Raw genomic sequence first — 16,303 nt, forward strand, 5'->3', positions numbered from 1 at the left:
AAGAATGCGCGGGCCCCGGAAAAGGAGGATTTCCCTTCCGGAATCGCCGTCACTTCCCGGACGGATAAGGGGAAGTGAATTCTGTGCCGCTGTCGGCCCGCTCGCTCGGCGGGACACTATCCGGGCCAGGAACGCCTCACCTGGACAGTCGCTGGACGAACAGCTGCCCCTTTCCGTGCGGACACGGGATGTGCGAGAAGAATGGCGGGGACCACTGGACAACCACGCGGCAGCAGCACGATCCGCTCGGTCCCACCGTCCGACCGCTGCCCCGGCATCAGGAGAGCTGCTATGTCAACCGCCCTGCCGGTGAGCCATGAATTCACCGGTCTCGCCCTCGAGGAACGCGATCGCATACTGGCCCGGGTCGAACGCCGCCTCGAAGAATTCCTCGCGCAGGAGCGCCGCTCGTGGGCGGCGCTCAATCCTGACGCCGTCGAACTCGTCGACTGTGTCGCCGAGATGGTCGGCAGCGGGGGAAAGCGGCTGCGGCCGTCCTTCTGCGTCGCCGGCTATCTCGCCGGCGGCGGTGACCCGGAGGCGCGCGAGATCGTCGATGTGGCCGCCGCCCTGGAGCTGCTGCACAGCTTCGCGCTGCTGCACGACGACGTCATGGACGACGCCGAACTCCGCAGGAGCAGGCCGACCGCCCATATGACGCACGCCGCGCTGCACAAGGAGCGCGGCTGGCGCGGGGAGGGCCGCCGGTACGGCGAGAGCGTCGCCGTGCTCGCCGGTGATCTGGCCCTGGTCTACGCCGAGCGGCTGCTGGCCGGCCTGCCGGACCCGGTCCGGCAGATCTGGGGCGAGCTGTGCACGGAGCTGATGATCGGCCAGTTCCTGGACGTCCGGGCGGCCGCCCAGTTCGTGCCCGATCCCGAACTCTCCAGCTGGATCGCGCTGTTCAAGTCCGGCCGCTACACCGTCCAGCGTCCGCTGGCGATGGGAGCCCGGCTCGCGGGCGCCGAGGACATGCTGGAGCCGTTCGACGCCTATGGGCTCGCGGTCGGCGAGGCGTTCCAGCTGCGCGACGACCTGCTGGACGCCTTCGGCAGTTCTGCGGTCACCGGGAAGCCCGCCCGGCTGGACTTCAAGCAGCACAAGATGACGCTGCTGATGTCGGTCGCGCTGCGTACCTCGCCGGAGGTCCGGGACCTGGTCGGCGACGACCTCGCCGCCGCCGATCCGGACACGCTCCACGATCTGCTGCTGCGGACGGGGGTGCGGGACGAGGTCGAGAGCGTCATCGAGGAGCGGCTCGGCACCGCGCGCGACGCCGTGCGGCGGGCCGTAGAGCCCCAGTGGGCGGACGCGCTGGTGCGGATGGCGGAGCAGGCCGTGCACCGCGACACGTAGCCGCCCGGCAACGGGGTGACGCAGAACGGGGGAAGCCCGGTGGTCCTCGGCCACCGGGCTTCCCCCTTCGGTCCTGCCGCGTCCTGGTGTCAGTCGGACATGGCCACCAGGATGCGCCGCTCGCCGGTGTAGGTGCGCCGGCCGTGGGCGGCGGCGACATTGTCGACCAGGAGCAGATCGCCGACCTGCCAGTGCACATCGACGGCCAGCCGCATCCCGGTCTCCTGGATGTGGTGGATGTACTCCGCGGGGATCGGCGAGCCGTCCGCGAAGACCGCGTACTGCGGCAGTTCGTCCTCGGGCAGCACGTTCGCCAGGGCGGCCGCGTCGTCGCCGAGTCCCGCGGGGTGGAACTGGTCGGCCTGGTTGAACCACACCCGGTCACCGGTGACGGGGTGTTCGAGGGTGGCCTGCCGGAGCAGGCTCACCCGCAGCGAGCCGTCGTCCCGCCATGTCCAGTCGGCCCCCGTACCGTCGAGGAAGGCCTCGGCCGCCGCGCGGTCGTCCGTTTCGAAGGTCGCCTGCCAGCTCTTGCCGAACCCGACGCCGTCGTGGAGGTTCTGGGTGTACCGGACCCCGCCGGCGAACGCGTCGCGGACCTCGGGGTCGAGGGAGTCCAGCCAGAGCCGGCCGTCGAGGAGGGGCGTGGCGCCGCCGGTCGCCGCCGCCACCTCGCAGTGGAAGAGGATCCGCGTGGGCCAGGAGGCGGCGTACGACATCTCGTTGTGCATGGAGATCTCGTACGCGGCGGGGTACTCCGTCGAGGTGTACACGTTCTGTCCCACCTTGGTCCGGGGGGAGTTGCCGTGCACATAGGCCAGCCGGCGGGGCAGCAGCAGGTCGGCCATCTCGTCGTAGCCGCCGGGTGCGCTCGCGAAGCCCCGGAAGAGCACCGCCTTCTCGCGGACGAGGAGCGCGCCGAGGTCCGTGCCCTCCAGGTACTCCCGCAGGCCGCGCGGGCTGGCCTCCACACCGGCGGTGCCGGGTTCGACCACGGCGGGCCGCCAGCTCGGTTCCGTGTTCATCGATGTTCCTCCGTGGGGTCGGTCCGGTCCGGCGCGGTGCCGAAGCGGGGGGCGCGGCGTTCGCGGAAGGCGGCCACCGCCTCCTGTACGTCCGGGGACTTGGCGGCGGCCACCTGGACCGACGCCTCGGCCCGCAGGGCGACCTCCAGCGAGGGGGCGTCGGTGTTGGCCTGCAGGATGTGCTTGGTCAGCCGCAGCGACACGGGGCTGTTGTCCGCGATCTGCTCCGCGGTGTCCAGGGCGGTCGCCCTCAGGTCCCCGGCCGGGCTCACCCGGTTCGCGACACCGCGCCTGAGCGCCTCGTCGGCGTCCACGAACCGGCCGGTGAGCAGCATGTCGGAGGCGAATCCGAGCCCGGCGATCCGGGGCAGCAGCCACGACGCGCCCATGTCGCCGCCGGACAGGCCCATGCGGACGAACGCGGCGCGCAGCCGGGCCCGTTCGGAGAGCACCCTCAGGTCCGCGGCCAGGGCCAGCGAGAGCCCCGCGCCGGCCGCCACTCCGTCGACCGCGGCGATCACCGTCTGCGGCAGGTCGCACAGCGCCGAGATCACCCGCGACTGCCGGTCCAGCAGCGCCATCAGGGCCGACGGCTCCAGCGAGGCGACCCGGCCCACCTCGTCGATGTCGTACCCGGAGGAGAAGGTCTCCCCCTCCCCCGTCAGGACGAGGACCCGGGCCGAGCGGTCCTCGCGGAGCGCGGCGCACAGGTCGCCGAGGGCACCGAAGACCTCCTCGGTCAGGGCGTTCCTGCGGTGCGGACGGTTCACGGCGGCCTGTACGACCCCGGGGCGCGGGCGGGTCACCAGGACGACGGGTTCGCTCGCCTCGTAGGGCATGGGGCGGTTCACACTCCGATCGGGGTTCCTCATGCGAGCCGGCGGCTCACGAATTCCAGCGACGAGGGCAGCGCACGGCTCACGAACTCCCAGTCGTGGCCGCCCTCCCGCTCGTGGTAGTCCACCGGCCAGCCGCGCCCGCGCAGGGCGTCGCGCACCCTCCGGTTCATCCGGATCATGCGGTCGTGGTCGCCGGTGCCGATGTCCAGGTGGAGGGCGGGGGGCGGCAGCGGGCTGTCGGCCCCGATCAGCCGGTAGGGGTCGTAGCGGCGCCGGGTCGGGCTGCCCGGCGGGCCCCAGACCCGTTCGTGGGCGTCGACGGTCGGCATGACGAAGCCGGGGTCCAGGCGGTGCTCGGCGTAGGGGTCGCCGATCCGGCGGGGGGCCTCGAAGGCGCCCGCGTGGGAGGCCACCGCGGCGAACAGGCCGCGGTGGCGCAGCGCCAGGAACAGCGCGGTCGCGCCGCCCATGGAGAAGCCGCCGATCGCCCGTCCGGAGCGGCCCGCGAGGGTGTTGTAGTGGGCGTCGACGGCCGGCACGAGGTCCTGGACCAGGTAGTCCTCGTAGCGCAGTCCCGCGTGGTCGTTGACGAACCAGCGCCGGCCGCTCTCCGGCAGGACGACGATCAGCCGGCTGTCCTCCAGGGCCGCCAGCAGGCCGGTGTGTTCGAGCCAGGTGTTCTTGCCGCCGCCGTAGCCGTGCAGCAGGTAGAGCACGGGGTGGCCGGGGCCGTCTTCCGCGTACCGGCCCGGCAGGAGGACGTTGACGCGTTTGTCCCGGCCCAGTGCCGTGCTGGGCCAGCGCGGGGTCAGGACGCGGGCGGGCACGGCACTCCCCCGTCCGGTGCGTCCGTACGGCCCGCTGCCAGGGCGCGGCGGTCCACCTTCCCCGTCGAGGTGCGCGGGAAGGCGCCGAGGACGTGGAAGGCCGCCGGGACCATGTAGCGGGGCAGCCCCTCCAGACAGTGGCGGCGCAGTTCGGCGGGGTCGGGGGCACGGCCGGCCGCCGGCGTCAGGTAGGCCTCCAGCCGGGCGCCGTCCAGGTCGTCGGGCACGGCGATACAGGCGGCCTCGTGCACCTCGGGGCGTTCCAGCAGCCGGGCCTCGATCTCCTCCGGCTCGATGCGGTAGCCGCGCACCTTGACCATGTGATCGCGGCGGCCGAGGAAGGTGTAGCCCTGCCGGCCATCGGATCTGACGAGGTCCCCGGTGCGGTGGACGGGCACGGTGCCCGGTTCCGCGCGGGCCGGTGTGCCCCGGTAGCCGAGCATCACCGAGTCGCCGGTGATGCAGAGTTCGCCCTCGGCTCCCGGCGCGTCGTCGATGCGGCGGCCGTCCCCGTCGAGGAGGTACGCCCCCGCGTACGGGCAGGGGCGTCCGATCGGGGGCGGAGCGGTTCTGCCGGGTGCCAGGTCGTCGTCGGTGACCTGGTGGTAGGTGCAGACGTTCGTCTCGGTGGGCCCGTAGAGGTTGAACAGGTCCGCCCGGGGAAGCGTGGTGCGCAGCCGTCTGAGGTGCTTGAGGACGAAGGGTTCACCGGCGAAGAGCACGGTCCGCAGCCGGGAGGACGCCAGCAGGTCCCGGTTCCTGGCGTCGAGCATCCGGATCAGCGCGCCGGGCACCGAGTACCAGACGGTGATCCGCTCCTCGGCGACCAGCCGGTTGAGGGCGACCCCGAGAGCCTTCTGGTTCTCGGGGACGAGCACCAGACAGGCCCCGGCGCCGACGGCGGCGAAGAGGTCGAAGACCGACAGGTCGAAGTGGAACGGCGCGTGGGAGGCGATCCGGTCGTCGGCGGTGAGTCCGAAGGCGGTGACGGCCCAGTCGACGAAGGCCAGGGCGTTGCGGTGGGAGAGCATGACGCCCTTGGGCACTCCGGTGGAGCCGGAGGTGTAGAGCACATAGGCGAGGTCGTCCGGGTCCGCGGTCACCGGGGCGAAGCCGTCGGGCACCGCCCGACCGGTGGCCGTCCGCCAGGCGGTACGGCCGGAAGCGGGCGGTTGCTCCGGCTCGCCCGTCACCACCACGAGGCGGGGGCCGAGCCGCGCCGTGTCGCCGCCCTCGTCGAGCAGGGCGAGCCGTCCCTCGTCGGTGACCAGGGCGCTGACCGCGCAGTCCCCGAGGATGTAGGCCGCCCGCGCGGTCGGCGCCGCCGGGTCGACGGGGACATAGGCGGCGCCGCACTTGAGCACCGCGTGCAGGGCCACCACCGCCTCGACGGACTTGCCCAGCCACAGGCCGACCCGGTCCCCCGGTTGCACGCCGGCTTCTCGCAGGGTGGCGGCGAGCGCGCCACTGACCCGGTCCAGCTCCGCGTAGGTCAGTGCGTGGCCGCGATGGCGGACCGCTTCGGCGTCGGGCCGGGCGGCGGCGTGGTGGAGCAGTGCGTCAACGAGCGTCGCCACGGCGGCCGCCTCCTGTCCCTTCGGGCGTGCGGCGGCGGGCCTTGACGGTGATGCCCAGCTTGTCCGCCATGACCTTGCGCTGCATGTCCGAGGTGCCCGAGGAGATCCGGGTGCCGAGAGCGTCCCGGAGGTTGCGTTCGACATCGGTGTCCGTGGTGTAGCCGAGGCCGCCGAACACCTGCAGGGCATCGAGGAAGGTCTGCACGGCCGACTCGCTGGTGCTCAGTTGCGCCGCCTCCGGGAACACCGAGGAGGCGTCGTCCTCCGTCAGGCTCCAGGCCGCCCGGTAGGTGAGCAGCTTGGCCGCCTCCAGCCGGACCTGCATGTCGACGATGCGGTGGGACACCGCCTGGAAGCGGCCGATGTTCGTCCCGAACTGCACCCGGCTCCGGGCGTATTGGGCGCACTGGTCGATCTGGCGCTGCATGGTGCCCAGCAGCGGGGCCAGGATCAGCGAACGCTCCCAGGCCATCGCGGTGGAGAGGATCTTCGAGCCCTGTTTCTCGGCGCCCAGACGACGGGTGGCCGGGACGCGGCAGCCGGTGAGGGTGACCTCGCCCCAGGGCGCGGTGCGCAGTCCGGCCTTCTCGAAGCGGGTCTCCACGGTGACGCCGTCCAGGTCGCGGTCGACCAGGAAGGCGGTGACACCGGTGAAGCCCAGGTCCGCGTTGAGGGTGGCGTAGACGATGAAGACGTCGGCGAGGGGGGCGTTGGTGATGAACCGCTTGGTGCCGTCGAGCACGTAGTGATCGCCCTCGCGCCGGGCGCGGGTGGTCAGGGACAGCGCGTCGGACCCCGCCTCGCCCTCGGTGATCGCATGGGCGCCGACCGCCCGGCCGTCCACCAGAGCGGGCAGGTAGTGGCGCTTCTGCTCCTCGGTGCCGAATGCCAGGAGCGGCAGCTCCATGGCCCAGATGTGGGCGCCGACGGCGATCAGCAGACCGTTGTCCCGGCAGCCGCGCCCGAGCCCCTCCAGCGCCAGGGCGCAGCTGAGCGGGTCCAGGCCGAGCCCGCCGTACTCCTCCGGCACGGCGAGCGCGAACACCCCGGCGTCGGCGCAGCGCTGCCAGTCGCCGGGCTGGAGCCGCTGGGTCCGGTCGCGCTCCTCCAGCTCCGCGCCCAGGCCGGTCGCGCCGAGGGCGCACAGCTTCTCGGCGAGCGCGCGCTGTTCGCCGGTGGGGCTCAGGTTCATGACGTCACACCGACGGGGCCGGGGTCCGGCAGGGCCGCCAGCGACGCGGCGATGTGCTCGTCGGAGACCGCGTGGTCCTCCAGGTCACCGGCGAGGTACTGGTCGTAGGCGGACAGGTCGAGCAGTCCGTGGCCGCTGACGTTGAAGAGGATCACCTTGGGCGAGCGCTCCTCGCGGGCCTTGACGGCCTCGTCGATGGCGGCCTTGACGGCGTGGGCCGACTCGGGGGCGGGCACGACGTTCTCCGTGCGGGCGAAGAAGGCCCCGGCCTCGAACACCGGCTTCTGGCGGTAGGCCACCGCTTCCATCAGCCCCTGGTCGTACAGGGCGCTGACGAGCGGTGCGGCACCGTGGTAGCGCAGGCCGCCGGCGTGGACGCCGGGGGCGACGAAGGTGTGCCCCAGGGTGTACATCTTCGTCATCGGGGTGGTGCCCGAGATGTCGTTGTAGTCCCAGGCGTAGCGGCCCTTGGTGAGCTTGGGGCACGCTTCGGGCTCGACGGCGACCAGCCGGGTGTCCGCGCCGGAACGCAGCTTCTCCCGGTGGAAGGGGAAGGCGAGTCCGGCGAAGTTGCTGCCCGCGCCCATGGACGCGATGACGACGTCGGGGAACTCGCCGGCCGCCTTCATCTGCCGCAGCGCCTCTTCACCGATGACGGTCTGGTGGAGCAGCACATGGTTCTCACCGCTGCCGACGCAGAACCGGCCGTTGGCGACGGTCTGGGCGTACTCCAGGGCCTCGGCGTTGGCGATCGACACGCTGCCGGCGCTGTCCGGGGAGTCCGCGAGCAGTTTCCGGCCGGCTTGCGTGGTACCGCCGGGGCTGGGGATGACGCGGGCGCCGTTGAGTTCCATCAGCACCCGGCGGTAGGGCTTCTGGGCGTGACTGAGGCGCACCATGAAGACGGTGCAGTCGAGGCCGAGCGCATGGCAGGCCATGGACAGGGCGCTGCCCCACTGTCCGGCGCCGGTGCCGGTGGTCAGGTGCTCGACACCGGCCTTCTTGTAGTAATACGCCTGTGCCAGCGCGGAGTTGAGCTTGTGGCTGCCTGAGGCGTTGGCGCCCTCGTACTTGTAGTAGAGGTGGGCCGGCGTCTCCAGGGCCTGTTCCAGCCGGCGCGCGCGGATCAGCGGGGTGGGGCGCCAGGTCTGGTACTGCTCGCGCACTTCGGCGGGGATCTCCACGAACCGCTGCCGTCCGACGCTGCCGCGGTAGAGGGAGAGCGGGATGTTGGGCGCCAGCTTCCCCGACCGGGCCTCGTCCGTGGCGGGGCGGGCGCGCCGTACGTCGGCGGGTACGTCGAGGTCGGCGAGGATGTTGTACCAGTGGGTGGGTACGTCGTCCTCGTCCATCAGGTACTGGTTACGGGTCGCCTTCATACCGCCCTCGCCGCCTCGGTCGTCTGCGCGTGCTGCCGGATGAGGCCGATGAGGTCGCCGACGGTCTCCAGATCGGCCTCCATGACGTCCTCGTCCTCGATATGGCCGCCGAACTCCTCCTCGACCGCGAGGAGGAGCTGCAGCAGATTGAGGGAATCGAGCTGAATCATCGGCGAGTAGAGCGAGATGCCGTCACCGATTTCCTCGGGACTCAGCCGCAGATCCAGTACGTCCACCATGATTTTGCGGGCCCGGTTTGCCATGTCGTCGTGGCCGTTCATACGGGGGCTCCTCCCAGCCGTTCGGTGAGGTCGGCCAGAACTTCCGTTTCCTGGTCCGACAGGTAGAAATGCCCTCCGGGGAAAACGCGGAAGGAGAACTCCCCCGAGGTGAGTTCTTTCCATGCGGCGGCGTCGTCCGGCGGCACACCCGGGTCGGCGTCGCCGACGTAGGACGTCATCGGGGCGTTCACCGGCCGGCCGGCCGCGGGGCGGTAGGTCTCGATGAGGCGCAGGTCGGCCCGCAGCGAGGGGACCACCAGCGGCCGCAGTTCAGGGTCGGCGAGGACCGCCGGGTCCATCGCGCCGAGTTCGCCGAACCACTCCAGCATCGCGTCCTCGTCCCTGAGGTGCACATCGGTGTGGCTGCGCGGCCGGAGCGGTGAGGGGTGGCCGGAGACGAACAGGTGCCGGGGGCGTGCGCGGTGGCGGGTCTCCAGGCGCAGGGCCACCTCATAGGCGACCGCCGCTCCCATGCTGTGCCCGAAGAGGGCGAACGGCCGGTCGAGGAGCGGCGCCAGCGCCTCGGTGATGCGGTCGGCGAGCGGGTCCATCTCCGCCACGCACGGCTCTTCCAGGCGGTCCTGCCGGCCGGGGTACTGCACCGCGATCAGTTCCACATCGGCGGGCAGCGCGTGCGCCCAGCCGTGGAACGCCCCGGCGGTGCCGCCGGCGTACGGCAGGCAGAACAGCCGCAGCCGCGGGGCGGTCACCGGCCGGTACCGCTTGAGCCAGGCGCCGTCGAATCCTGGGGGATGTATGAGAGCTGGGGACACGGATGGCCTCTCCATCAAAAAGCAAACACGACCGGCCAATGCCGAATCGGTACGGTAACCGCAATTGCCGGGGCGTGGTCTTCGCCGCCGTACAGGGGCAGTTCCTCATTCAGGTTGTCTCCAGTCGCCCGAGCCGTCCGTGCGTAATCGTTTGGCTTGCTCGACATCGAAAGCACGGCATTCGCTCCTCGAGGAGAATTTCCCAGGCCATGGAATCCCTGCCGCTTGACTCCCTTTACGTCGATGGCCGGTGGACCGGACCCGCCGCGGACGAGACCATCGCCGTGGAGAATCCCGCCACGGAGGAGATCGTCGGACGGGTCGCCGCCGGTGACGCACGGGATGTCCGGCGCGCCGTCGACGCCGCACGGGCCGCCTTCCCGTCCTGGGCCGCGACCGAGGCCCCCGAACGCGCCGCTCATCTCCGGGCGCTGCGGGACCTGCTGGTCGAGAACCAGGCGGAGATGGCCGGCCTGATCACCCGGGAGATGGGCTCTCCGCTCTCGTTCTCCCGGCGGGTGCAGGTGGGGCTGCCGGTCAAGGTGCTGGAGTCCTACGCCGATGCCTTGGCCGCCGACGGGGAGGAGCGGATCGGTCACTCCCTCGTGGTCAGAGAGGCCGCCGGGGTGGTCGCCGCGATCACCCCGTGGAACTATCCGCTGCACCAGGCGGTGGCGAAGGTCGGCGCGGCGCTGGCCGCGGGCTGCACACTCGTCCTCAAGCCCAGCGAACTCGCCCCGCTGTCCGCCTGTTTCCTCACCACGCTGATCGACGCGCTGGGCCTGCCGCCAGGGGTGTTCAACCTGGTCCCGGGCCGTGGGACGGAGGCCGGCCGGGCCCTCGCAGCGGACCCCGGGGTGGATGTCGTCTCGTTCACCGGCTCGCTCGCGGCCGGCCGGGAGGTCGGCTCCGCCGCGGCTCTCGGCGTCAAGAAGGTCTGCCTGGAGCTGGGCGGCAAATCGGCGACGGTGGTGCTCCCCGACGCCGACCTCGAAACCGCCGTCACCGACGCGGCCCACGGCGCGCTGCACAACGCGGGCCAGACCTGCTCGGCCCGCAGCCGGCTGCTCGTCCCCCGGGCGCGGCTCGACGAGGCGCTGGACGTGGTCCGTTCGGTGCTCGCCGCGTATGTGCCCGGCGACCCGATGGATCCCGCCTGCCGGCTGGGGCCACTGGCCTCACGCGCCCAGCGGGACCGCGTCCTCGGATACCTCCGCGCGGCGGAACGGTCCGGCGCGCGACAGGTGGCCGGGCCGTCGTGGGACCGGGCACCGTCCCTCGGCCACTATGTGACACCGAGCGCATGGACGCAGGTGCCCCCGAATTCCCCGCCGGCCCAGGAGGAGATCTTCGGGCCGGTGCTGACCGTGCACCCCTTCGACGACGACGCCGACGCCGTGGCGCAGGCCAACGCGACGCGGTACGGCCTCGCGGCCACCGTGTGGTCGGCCGACACCGGGCGGGCGACCGCCGTGGCGCGCCGGCTGCGGGCCGGACAGGTCGACATCAACGACGCCTCGTTCAACCCCGCCGCGCCGTTCGGCGGCTACCGGCAGTCGGGGGTCGGGCGCGAACTCGGGCGCCACGGAATCCAGGAGTTCCAGGAGCTCAAGTCGCTCCAACTGCCCTCCTGACCCGGCGCCGGCCCCCTGCCGCCGCGCCGCCCCGCACCTTCCCCTCCGCACTCCCACGCATCTCCGTACTCCCACGCCTCAACGACGGGTGACACCGTGTCCCTTGACATACCGCAGCTGCACGCCCAGTTCCCTCCCCGGATCAGCCCCTTCACCGCACAGGTGGAGGAGAGCACCCGGGCCTTCGTCCGCCGCTTCGGCCTGGTGCCCGACGAGGCCGCCCGGCGGCACCACGAACGCTCACTGCTCGGCACGCTGATGTCGCGGGCGTATCCGCACTCCGGCCCGGTCGAACTCGCGCTGGTCACGGACTGGATCAGCTGCATGCTGGTCCTGGACGACCAGTTCGACGAGACCGATCTCGGACTGGAGCCCGAGCGGCTGCGTGCGGTGTGCGACGAGGTGCTCGGCTGGCTTCCGGCCGACGGCACCGTCGACGACCGCCCCACCGCAGCCGTCGACGCCTCGATCACCCGGGCGTTCCGGCCCGCCTACGCCGACCTGTGGCGGCGCACCGCCCCGTACACCTCCGACACCTGGCGGGCCCGGCTCGCGGGGCACATCGGCGCCTTCTTCGAGACCTGCGTCTGGGAGGCGGAGAACCGTCGCACCGGGCGGGTGCCCGGCCTCGCGGAGTACATCGAGCACCGCGGCCGCGCGCTGATGCCCTACCTCGACCTCATCGAGGTCACCACGCACGCCGAGATCCCCGAGGAGATCTACCGGCTGCCCGAGTTCACCGAGATGAACCAGGCGCTCTCCGACGCCGACCTGTGGACGAACGACCTCTTCTCCTGCGAGAAGGAAGCGCTGCTCAGCGATCCGCACAACCTGGTCCTCGTCCACCGGCACGAGCACGGCACCGATCTGCAGACCGCCGCGAACGCGGTCGCGGAGATGGTCCAGGCCCGCTTCGACCGCTTCACCGAGCTCAGCAGCTCGTTCCCGGGGCCGGCCCTGGAAGCGGAGCTCTCCCCTGCCGACCTCGGCATGCTGCGCCGGCATGTCGAGGGCCTGCGCAGCTGGCTCAGCGGCCAGTTGCAGTGGCGCTTCGAGACCCACCGCTTCGATCCGACGCGGCTGGAGGGCTCGAACGCCACCGGATCCACCCCCCTCTGACGGGGCCCGTCGCGCCCCTCCCCCTTGCGATCGAGGTACGGAATGCGAGACCGGTACGCCACCCTGAGACAACTGCGTTCACTCGATCCGAAATCGGATCACGAGCAGATCCACCGCATATCCTCCGACCGCGAATTCCCGTGGGACTACGGCAGAGGCCTCGAAGTGGCCATCTGGCGTACCTGCTGTGTGCCCAGCATCTCCTCGGTGCTGGACGGCAGCGGGGAATTCGCCCGGCACGCCCAGAAGCGGTACGACGACACCCGGATCCTGCTGGGTGAGATGGTCCGCGGCGGATACGACTCCGAGCGCGGCCGCCAGGCGCTGCGTCAGATCAACCAGGCGCACCGCCGTTTCACCATCGACAACGACGACATGCGCTATGTGCTGTCCACCTTCATCTACGAGCCGATCCGGTGGATCGACCGGTGGGCCTGGCGCAGGACCACCGAGACGGAACGTCTGGCTGCCTTCTACTTCTTCGTCGAGGTGGGGCGCCGGATGAACATCCATGACCTGCCGTCCGACTACGACGAGTTCGAGCGGTTCAACCGCGACTTCGAGCGGGCGTCGTTCCGCCGGGTGCCGAGCAACCACCGCGTCGGCACCCAGATCATGGACCTCTACTCGTCCTGGTACCCGCGCCCGGTCGGCGCCGTGGTGCGGGCCACCCTGCCCTGCCGGCTCGACGACACGGCCCGCCACGCCCTGGGGATGTCCACGCCCCCGCCCTGGGCACGCGCCCTCCATGTGCTCGGACTGCGCGGCCACGCGCGGGCCGAGCGTCTCGCGCCGACGGTGATGGCACGCCTGATGACCCGGCCGACCGCCCGGACGTATCCGGGCTATCCGCACGGCTACCGGATCAGCGACATCGGGCCCCGCCATGTCACCCGGCCGGGCGCGGACGCCAAGGGTGCCCCCGCCGAAAGCCTCACGGAGTGACCCACATATGACGCACTTCGCATCGCCGCCCCTCCCCGCCGTCGCTGCCATTCGTACCGGCGGCACTCCCCTGGAGCCCGTCCTCGTGCCGCTCGGTGAGCGCACGGTGCGGCTCTGGCTCAAGCTGGAGGCCGGCAATCCGTTCGGTTCCATCAAGGCGCGTACCGCCGAGGCACTGCTGTCCGCCCTGGAGGCGACCGGCGCGCTCCGCCCCGGCTGCCGGGTCGTCGAGTCCAGCTCGGGCAACCTGGGAACGGCGCTGGCCGGACTCTGTGCGGCGCGCGGCTACTCCTGCACCCTGGTCGTCGAACCCAGCACCCCGCACAGCAGCGTCGAGCGGATGACGGCCCACGGCGCGGACGTCGTGGTGGTCGACGAGGTGCCGGGCGGCAGGACGCTCGACGCCCGGCTGACGGCGGTGCAGGAGATCCTGCGCCGCGACCCCACCGCCGTGTGGACCGATCAGTACAGCAGTCCCGCCAACCCGCGCGTCCATGAGACGCAGACCGCCGTGGAGCTGGTGGCAGCGGCGCCGGGCGGCGCCTACGACGCGGTGGCCGTGGCGGTCTCGACCGGCGGGACCCTCGCCGGCATCGCCCGGTACTTCCGCAAGGAACTGCCGGCGGCCCGGATCATCGCGGTGGACGCGGTCGGCTCGGCGGCACTGGGCGGGCCGGTCGCCGAACGCCCCTTCAAACTGGCCGGGTTCGGCTCCGGACGGCCGTCCGGATTCGTCGCACCGCACCACTGGGACCACCTCGTCCGGCTCCGCGACGAGGACGCCGCGGCCGCCTGCACGCTCATCGAGGCGCGCACCGGTCTGTCGATCGGTGGCAGCGCCGGAGCGGCCGTCCTCGCCTCGCTGGTACGTGCCCTGCACGATCCGGGCCTGGCGGAGATCGCCGTCGTCTGCCCGGACAGCGGCGAGAAGTACCCCCGGCTCGACCAGGGCCCCTCCCTCGCACGCGGAGCGGACGACGAGACCGTCGTGGCTCTGGACCTGCTGGGCCGCTCCCGCCCCGGCAGCTCACCTCCCGGAGGAAGTACAGGCACATGACCACCACCCCGATCACGTATCTCGACGGCGCCGACGTGGCGCGGATCTGCGCGGAGCTGCCCGTCGTCGACATCGTCCACGACACCCTGCTGGCGTTCGCCCGCGACGAGGCCGGGCTGGCGCCGGAAGCCGCCCTGCGCTGGACCACGCCGGGCGGCGACTCCGCGCGCAGCCTCGTCCTGCCCGGGTGGGCGGCGGGGAGCTACGGCTGCAAGATCATCAATGCCTCGCTCGGCAACCACCGCTCCGGTCTGCCGCGCGCCGCCGGCCTGATCGTACTGAACGACCCGGAGACGGCGCGCCCGATGTGCCTCATGGAGGGCGCCCGGATCAGCGCGCTGCGCACCGCCGGTGTCTCGGTCGCCGCGGTGCGGGCGGTCCGCGCGCCCGGCGGCATCACACAAGTGGCCTTCCTCGGCTGCGGCCGGCAGGCAGAGGTCCATCTGGAGCTGCTGGCCGAGGCGTGCCCGGCCCTGAGCGAGGTGACGCTCTACGACCAGGACAGCGCCCGGGCACAGGAGTGTGCCGCGTCGTGGCGCGGGGCCCGCCCGGATCTGACGTTCCGCGTCGCCGGCCACGCCCGCGACGCGGTCGAGCGGGCCCAGCTCACGGTCGCGGTGACCACGACCACCGAGCCCTATGTCGAGCTGGACTGGGTGCCGGCCGGAGCGGCCTTCGTCAATGTCTCGCTCGACGACGCGGCGGAGAGCCTGCTGCTGGGCTGCGACCGTCTGTTCGTCGACAACTGGGAGCTGGTGGTGGCGGACGACCACCGGCTGCTGGGTGTGCTGGCCCGCGCGGGCCGGGTGAGCGCCCCCGGTACCGAGGCTCCCGAGAAGGGCCGTGCGGTGGACGCCGATCTGCCGACGCTGCTCGCCGATCCGGCGGCGTGGCCGGTGGGTACCCAGGAGCGTGTGGTGATCAACCCGTTCGGCATGGGGGTGCACGACATCGCGGTGGCCGCGGCGGTGCACGCCGCGGCCGTGGAGCGGGGTCTCGGACTGGCGCTCCCGCGCTGATCTTCGAGGCCGGCAACGCCGTAGGGCCCCGTCGTCGACGGGGCCCTACGGTTTCGGGGGAGGGAAATGGTCTGTCAGCCGTCCAGTGCGGCCAGGATCTCGGCGGTGTGTTCACCATGGGCGGGGGCCGGCCGGCGCAGCGAGTCGACGTCGTCGCCGCACAGCACCGGGAACCGCACCTGCCGGCGGGGCGGGGCGTCCGCCGAGCCGGGCAGGGTGCCCACCAGCTCCCGCGCGCGGATGTGTTCGTCCGTCAGCAGCTCCTCGGCCGACTCGTAGACGGGCGCCCACGGCAGGTCGAGGCCGGACAGGGTGGCCGTCCACCACGCCAGGTCGCGCTGGGCGAACACCTCCGTCAGCAGCGCCCTGATCCTCTTCTTGGCGCGGGTGCGCTCGGCCCTGCGGTCGTACGCGTCGTCGGCGAGCGCCGGGAACTCGTCGCACAGGGCGGTACGGAAGGTGCGCCAGAACTTGTCCTCGAACGTGGCCAGCGCGATCCGGCCGCCGTCCGCGGCGGTGAACACATCGTTGTCGCCGGTGACGAGCGGACTGTCGACGGGGTCCGCGCACTGCAGCAACGGCAGTGCGAGCGGGCCGCACCAGGCCGTGGCGGCCTCGTGCAGGGACACGTCCAGGTGCCGTCCCGCGCCGGTGGCCCGGGCCGCGGAGACCGCGACGACCGTGGTGTAGGCGGCGTACATGGCGCCGGCCAGGTCCGCGACCCGTACCCCCACCCGGTCGACACTGCCCTCCGTACGGTGCGGCACCGCGAAGAACCCGGACAGCGCCAGGAAGTTGAGATCGTGTCCGGGGCGGGAGGCGTACGGCCCGGTCTGGCCGAAACCGCTGATGGAGCAGAGCACGATCCGGGGGTTGGCGGCGCGCAACCGCTCGTAGCCCAGACCCATGCCGGCCAGCACTCCCGGCCGGTAGCTCTCCACCACCACATCACTGCGCTCGACGAGCCGCAGCAGTGTCCGGCGCCCTTCGGCCTCGCGCAGATCGAGCACCAGCGAGCGCTTGTTGCGGTTCAGCGCGGCGAAGGCGTCGGGGTCGACGAGCCTGCCGTAGTCCCCGTCGCCCGGGCTCTCGACCTTGATGACATCGGCGCCGAGGTCGGCCATCAGCACGGTGGCGAAGCCACCGGGCAGCAGCCTCGACAGGTCCAGCACCCGCAGGTCGTGCAGGCCCGGCCGGCCGTCCGCCGGAATCTCCGTCATAAGAACTCCCCAGGAATCAATGGACGCACATTAACGCCGCCGCGGAACCGGCATCTGGAA

At 71.9% G+C, this 16,303-nt stretch carries 15 protein-coding genes; 6 read left to right on the forward strand and 9 right to left on the reverse strand.

The genetic code is table 11. From position 1 onward, the window contains the following. Positions 1-291 precede the first annotated feature (291 nt). Positions 292-1,356 (forward strand): polyprenyl synthetase family protein, encoded by a 1,065-nt coding sequence (locus tag Scani_RS09155; RefSeq protein WP_159472140.1) that lies wholly within the window; start codon positions 292-294, stop codon positions 1,354-1,356. An 89-nt stretch (positions 1,357-1,445) separates the two neighbouring features. Here the strand turns inward: Scani_RS09155 and Scani_RS09160 are convergent, their stop codons facing one another. From Scani_RS09160 to Scani_RS09195, 8 genes are read right to left on the reverse strand one after another with little or no spacing between them, the layout of a single operon-like run. Beyond that, positions 1,446-2,381, reverse strand: coding sequence for a TauD/TfdA family dioxygenase (locus tag Scani_RS09160; RefSeq protein WP_159472143.1), 936 nt, complete (start codon positions 2,379-2,381; stop codon positions 1,446-1,448). Then, entirely contained in the window at positions 2,378-3,232 is an 855-nt protein-coding gene (locus Scani_RS09165; protein ID WP_159472146.1) for an enoyl-CoA hydratase/isomerase family protein, read from the reverse strand. Before Scani_RS09165 ends, Scani_RS09160 begins: the two co-directional genes overlap by 4 nt. Before the next feature lie 17 nt (positions 3,233-3,249). After that, positions 3,250-4,047 carry an alpha/beta hydrolase gene (locus Scani_RS09170; protein ID WP_159472148.1) on the reverse strand — a complete coding sequence of 266 codons (798 nt, stop codon included), beginning with the start codon at positions 4,045-4,047 and terminating at the stop codon, positions 3,250-3,252. Further along, complete coding sequence (locus tag Scani_RS09175; protein ID WP_167538058.1) at positions 4,029-5,624, reverse strand: amino acid adenylation domain-containing protein; 1,596 nt, start codon at positions 5,622-5,624, stop codon at positions 4,029-4,031. Before Scani_RS09175 ends, Scani_RS09170 begins: the two co-directional genes overlap by 19 nt. Then, positions 5,608-6,816, reverse strand: coding sequence for an acyl-CoA dehydrogenase family protein (locus Scani_RS09180; protein ID WP_159472152.1), 1,209 nt, complete (start codon positions 6,814-6,816; stop codon positions 5,608-5,610). The genes Scani_RS09175 and Scani_RS09180 overlap by 17 nt, the downstream gene beginning before the upstream one ends. After that, positions 6,813-8,195 carry a TrpB-like pyridoxal phosphate-dependent enzyme gene (locus tag Scani_RS09185; RefSeq protein ID WP_159472154.1) on the reverse strand — a complete coding sequence of 461 codons (1,383 nt, stop codon included), beginning with the start codon at positions 8,193-8,195 and terminating at the stop codon, positions 6,813-6,815. Before Scani_RS09185 ends, Scani_RS09180 begins: the two co-directional genes overlap by 4 nt. Next, positions 8,192-8,476: a phosphopantetheine-binding protein gene (locus Scani_RS09190; protein WP_159472156.1), complete on the reverse strand. Its 285-nt coding sequence runs from the start codon at positions 8,474-8,476 to the stop codon at positions 8,192-8,194. The genes Scani_RS09185 and Scani_RS09190 overlap by 4 nt, the downstream gene beginning before the upstream one ends. Further along, positions 8,473-9,249: a thioesterase II family protein gene (locus Scani_RS09195; RefSeq protein ID WP_246295649.1), complete on the reverse strand. Its 777-nt coding sequence runs from the start codon at positions 9,247-9,249 to the stop codon at positions 8,473-8,475. Before Scani_RS09195 ends, Scani_RS09190 begins: the two co-directional genes overlap by 4 nt. Before the next feature lie 209 nt (positions 9,250-9,458). On the opposite strand from Scani_RS09195, the gene Scani_RS09200 reads away from it, so the two are divergent. From Scani_RS09200 to Scani_RS09220, 5 genes are all read left to right on the forward strand, one after another. Continuing rightward, positions 9,459-10,883 carry an aldehyde dehydrogenase family protein gene (locus Scani_RS09200; protein ID WP_159472159.1) on the forward strand — a complete coding sequence of 475 codons (1,425 nt, stop codon included), beginning with the start codon at positions 9,459-9,461 and terminating at the stop codon, positions 10,881-10,883. Positions 10,884-10,979: 96 nt separating this feature from the next. Then, positions 10,980-12,002, forward strand: coding sequence for a terpene synthase family protein (locus Scani_RS09205; RefSeq protein WP_159472160.1), 1,023 nt, complete (start codon positions 10,980-10,982; stop codon positions 12,000-12,002). 165 nt (positions 12,003-12,167) lie between these two features. Next, positions 12,168-12,947, forward strand: coding sequence for an oxygenase MpaB family protein (locus tag Scani_RS09210; protein WP_218039168.1), 780 nt, complete (start codon positions 12,168-12,170; stop codon positions 12,945-12,947). Positions 12,948-12,954: 7 nt separating this feature from the next. Beyond that, positions 12,955-14,004 carry a cysteine synthase family protein gene (locus Scani_RS09215; RefSeq protein WP_159472162.1) on the forward strand — a complete coding sequence of 350 codons (1,050 nt, stop codon included), beginning with the start codon at positions 12,955-12,957 and terminating at the stop codon, positions 14,002-14,004. Continuing rightward, positions 14,001-15,023 carry an ornithine cyclodeaminase gene (locus tag Scani_RS09220; RefSeq protein ID WP_159472164.1) on the forward strand — a complete coding sequence of 341 codons (1,023 nt, stop codon included), beginning with the start codon at positions 14,001-14,003 and terminating at the stop codon, positions 15,021-15,023. Before Scani_RS09215 ends, Scani_RS09220 begins: the two co-directional genes overlap by 4 nt. Positions 15,024-15,097: 74 nt before the next feature. Here the strand turns inward: Scani_RS09220 and Scani_RS09225 are convergent, their stop codons facing one another. Then, positions 15,098-16,243 carry a CaiB/BaiF CoA transferase family protein gene (locus Scani_RS09225; protein WP_159472166.1) on the reverse strand — a complete coding sequence of 382 codons (1,146 nt, stop codon included), beginning with the start codon at positions 16,241-16,243 and terminating at the stop codon, positions 15,098-15,100. Positions 16,244-16,303 lie beyond the last annotated feature (60 nt).

Source organism: Streptomyces caniferus (assembly GCF_009811555.1).
Classification (GTDB): Bacteria; Actinomycetota; Actinomycetes; order Streptomycetales; family Streptomycetaceae; genus Streptomyces; species Streptomyces caniferus.

Coding starts and splice junctions, on each gene's coding strand:
- Scani_RS09155 (WP_159472140.1), top strand. CDS start 292: ATGTCAACCGCCCTGCCGGTGAGCCATGAATTCACCGGTCTCGCCCTC.
- Scani_RS09160 (WP_159472143.1), bottom strand. CDS start 2,381: ATGAACACGGAACCGAGCTGGCGGCCCGCCGTGGTCGAACCCGGCACC.
- Scani_RS09180 (WP_159472152.1), bottom strand. CDS start 6,816: ATGAACCTGAGCCCCACCGGCGAACAGCGCGCGCTCGCCGAGAAGCTG.
- Scani_RS09185 (WP_159472154.1), bottom strand. CDS start 8,195: ATGAAGGCGACCCGTAACCAGTACCTGATGGACGAGGACGACGTACCC.
- Scani_RS09190 (WP_159472156.1), bottom strand. CDS start 8,476: ATGAACGGCCACGACGACATGGCAAACCGGGCCCGCAAAATCATGGTG.
- Scani_RS09200 (WP_159472159.1), top strand. CDS start 9,459: ATGGAATCCCTGCCGCTTGACTCCCTTTACGTCGATGGCCGGTGGACC.
- Scani_RS09215 (WP_159472162.1), top strand. CDS start 12,955: ATGACGCACTTCGCATCGCCGCCCCTCCCCGCCGTCGCTGCCATTCGT.
- Scani_RS09220 (WP_159472164.1), top strand. CDS start 14,001: ATGACCACCACCCCGATCACGTATCTCGACGGCGCCGACGTGGCGCGG.
- Scani_RS09225 (WP_159472166.1), bottom strand. CDS start 16,243: ATGACGGAGATTCCGGCGGACGGCCGGCCGGGCCTGCACGACCTGCGG.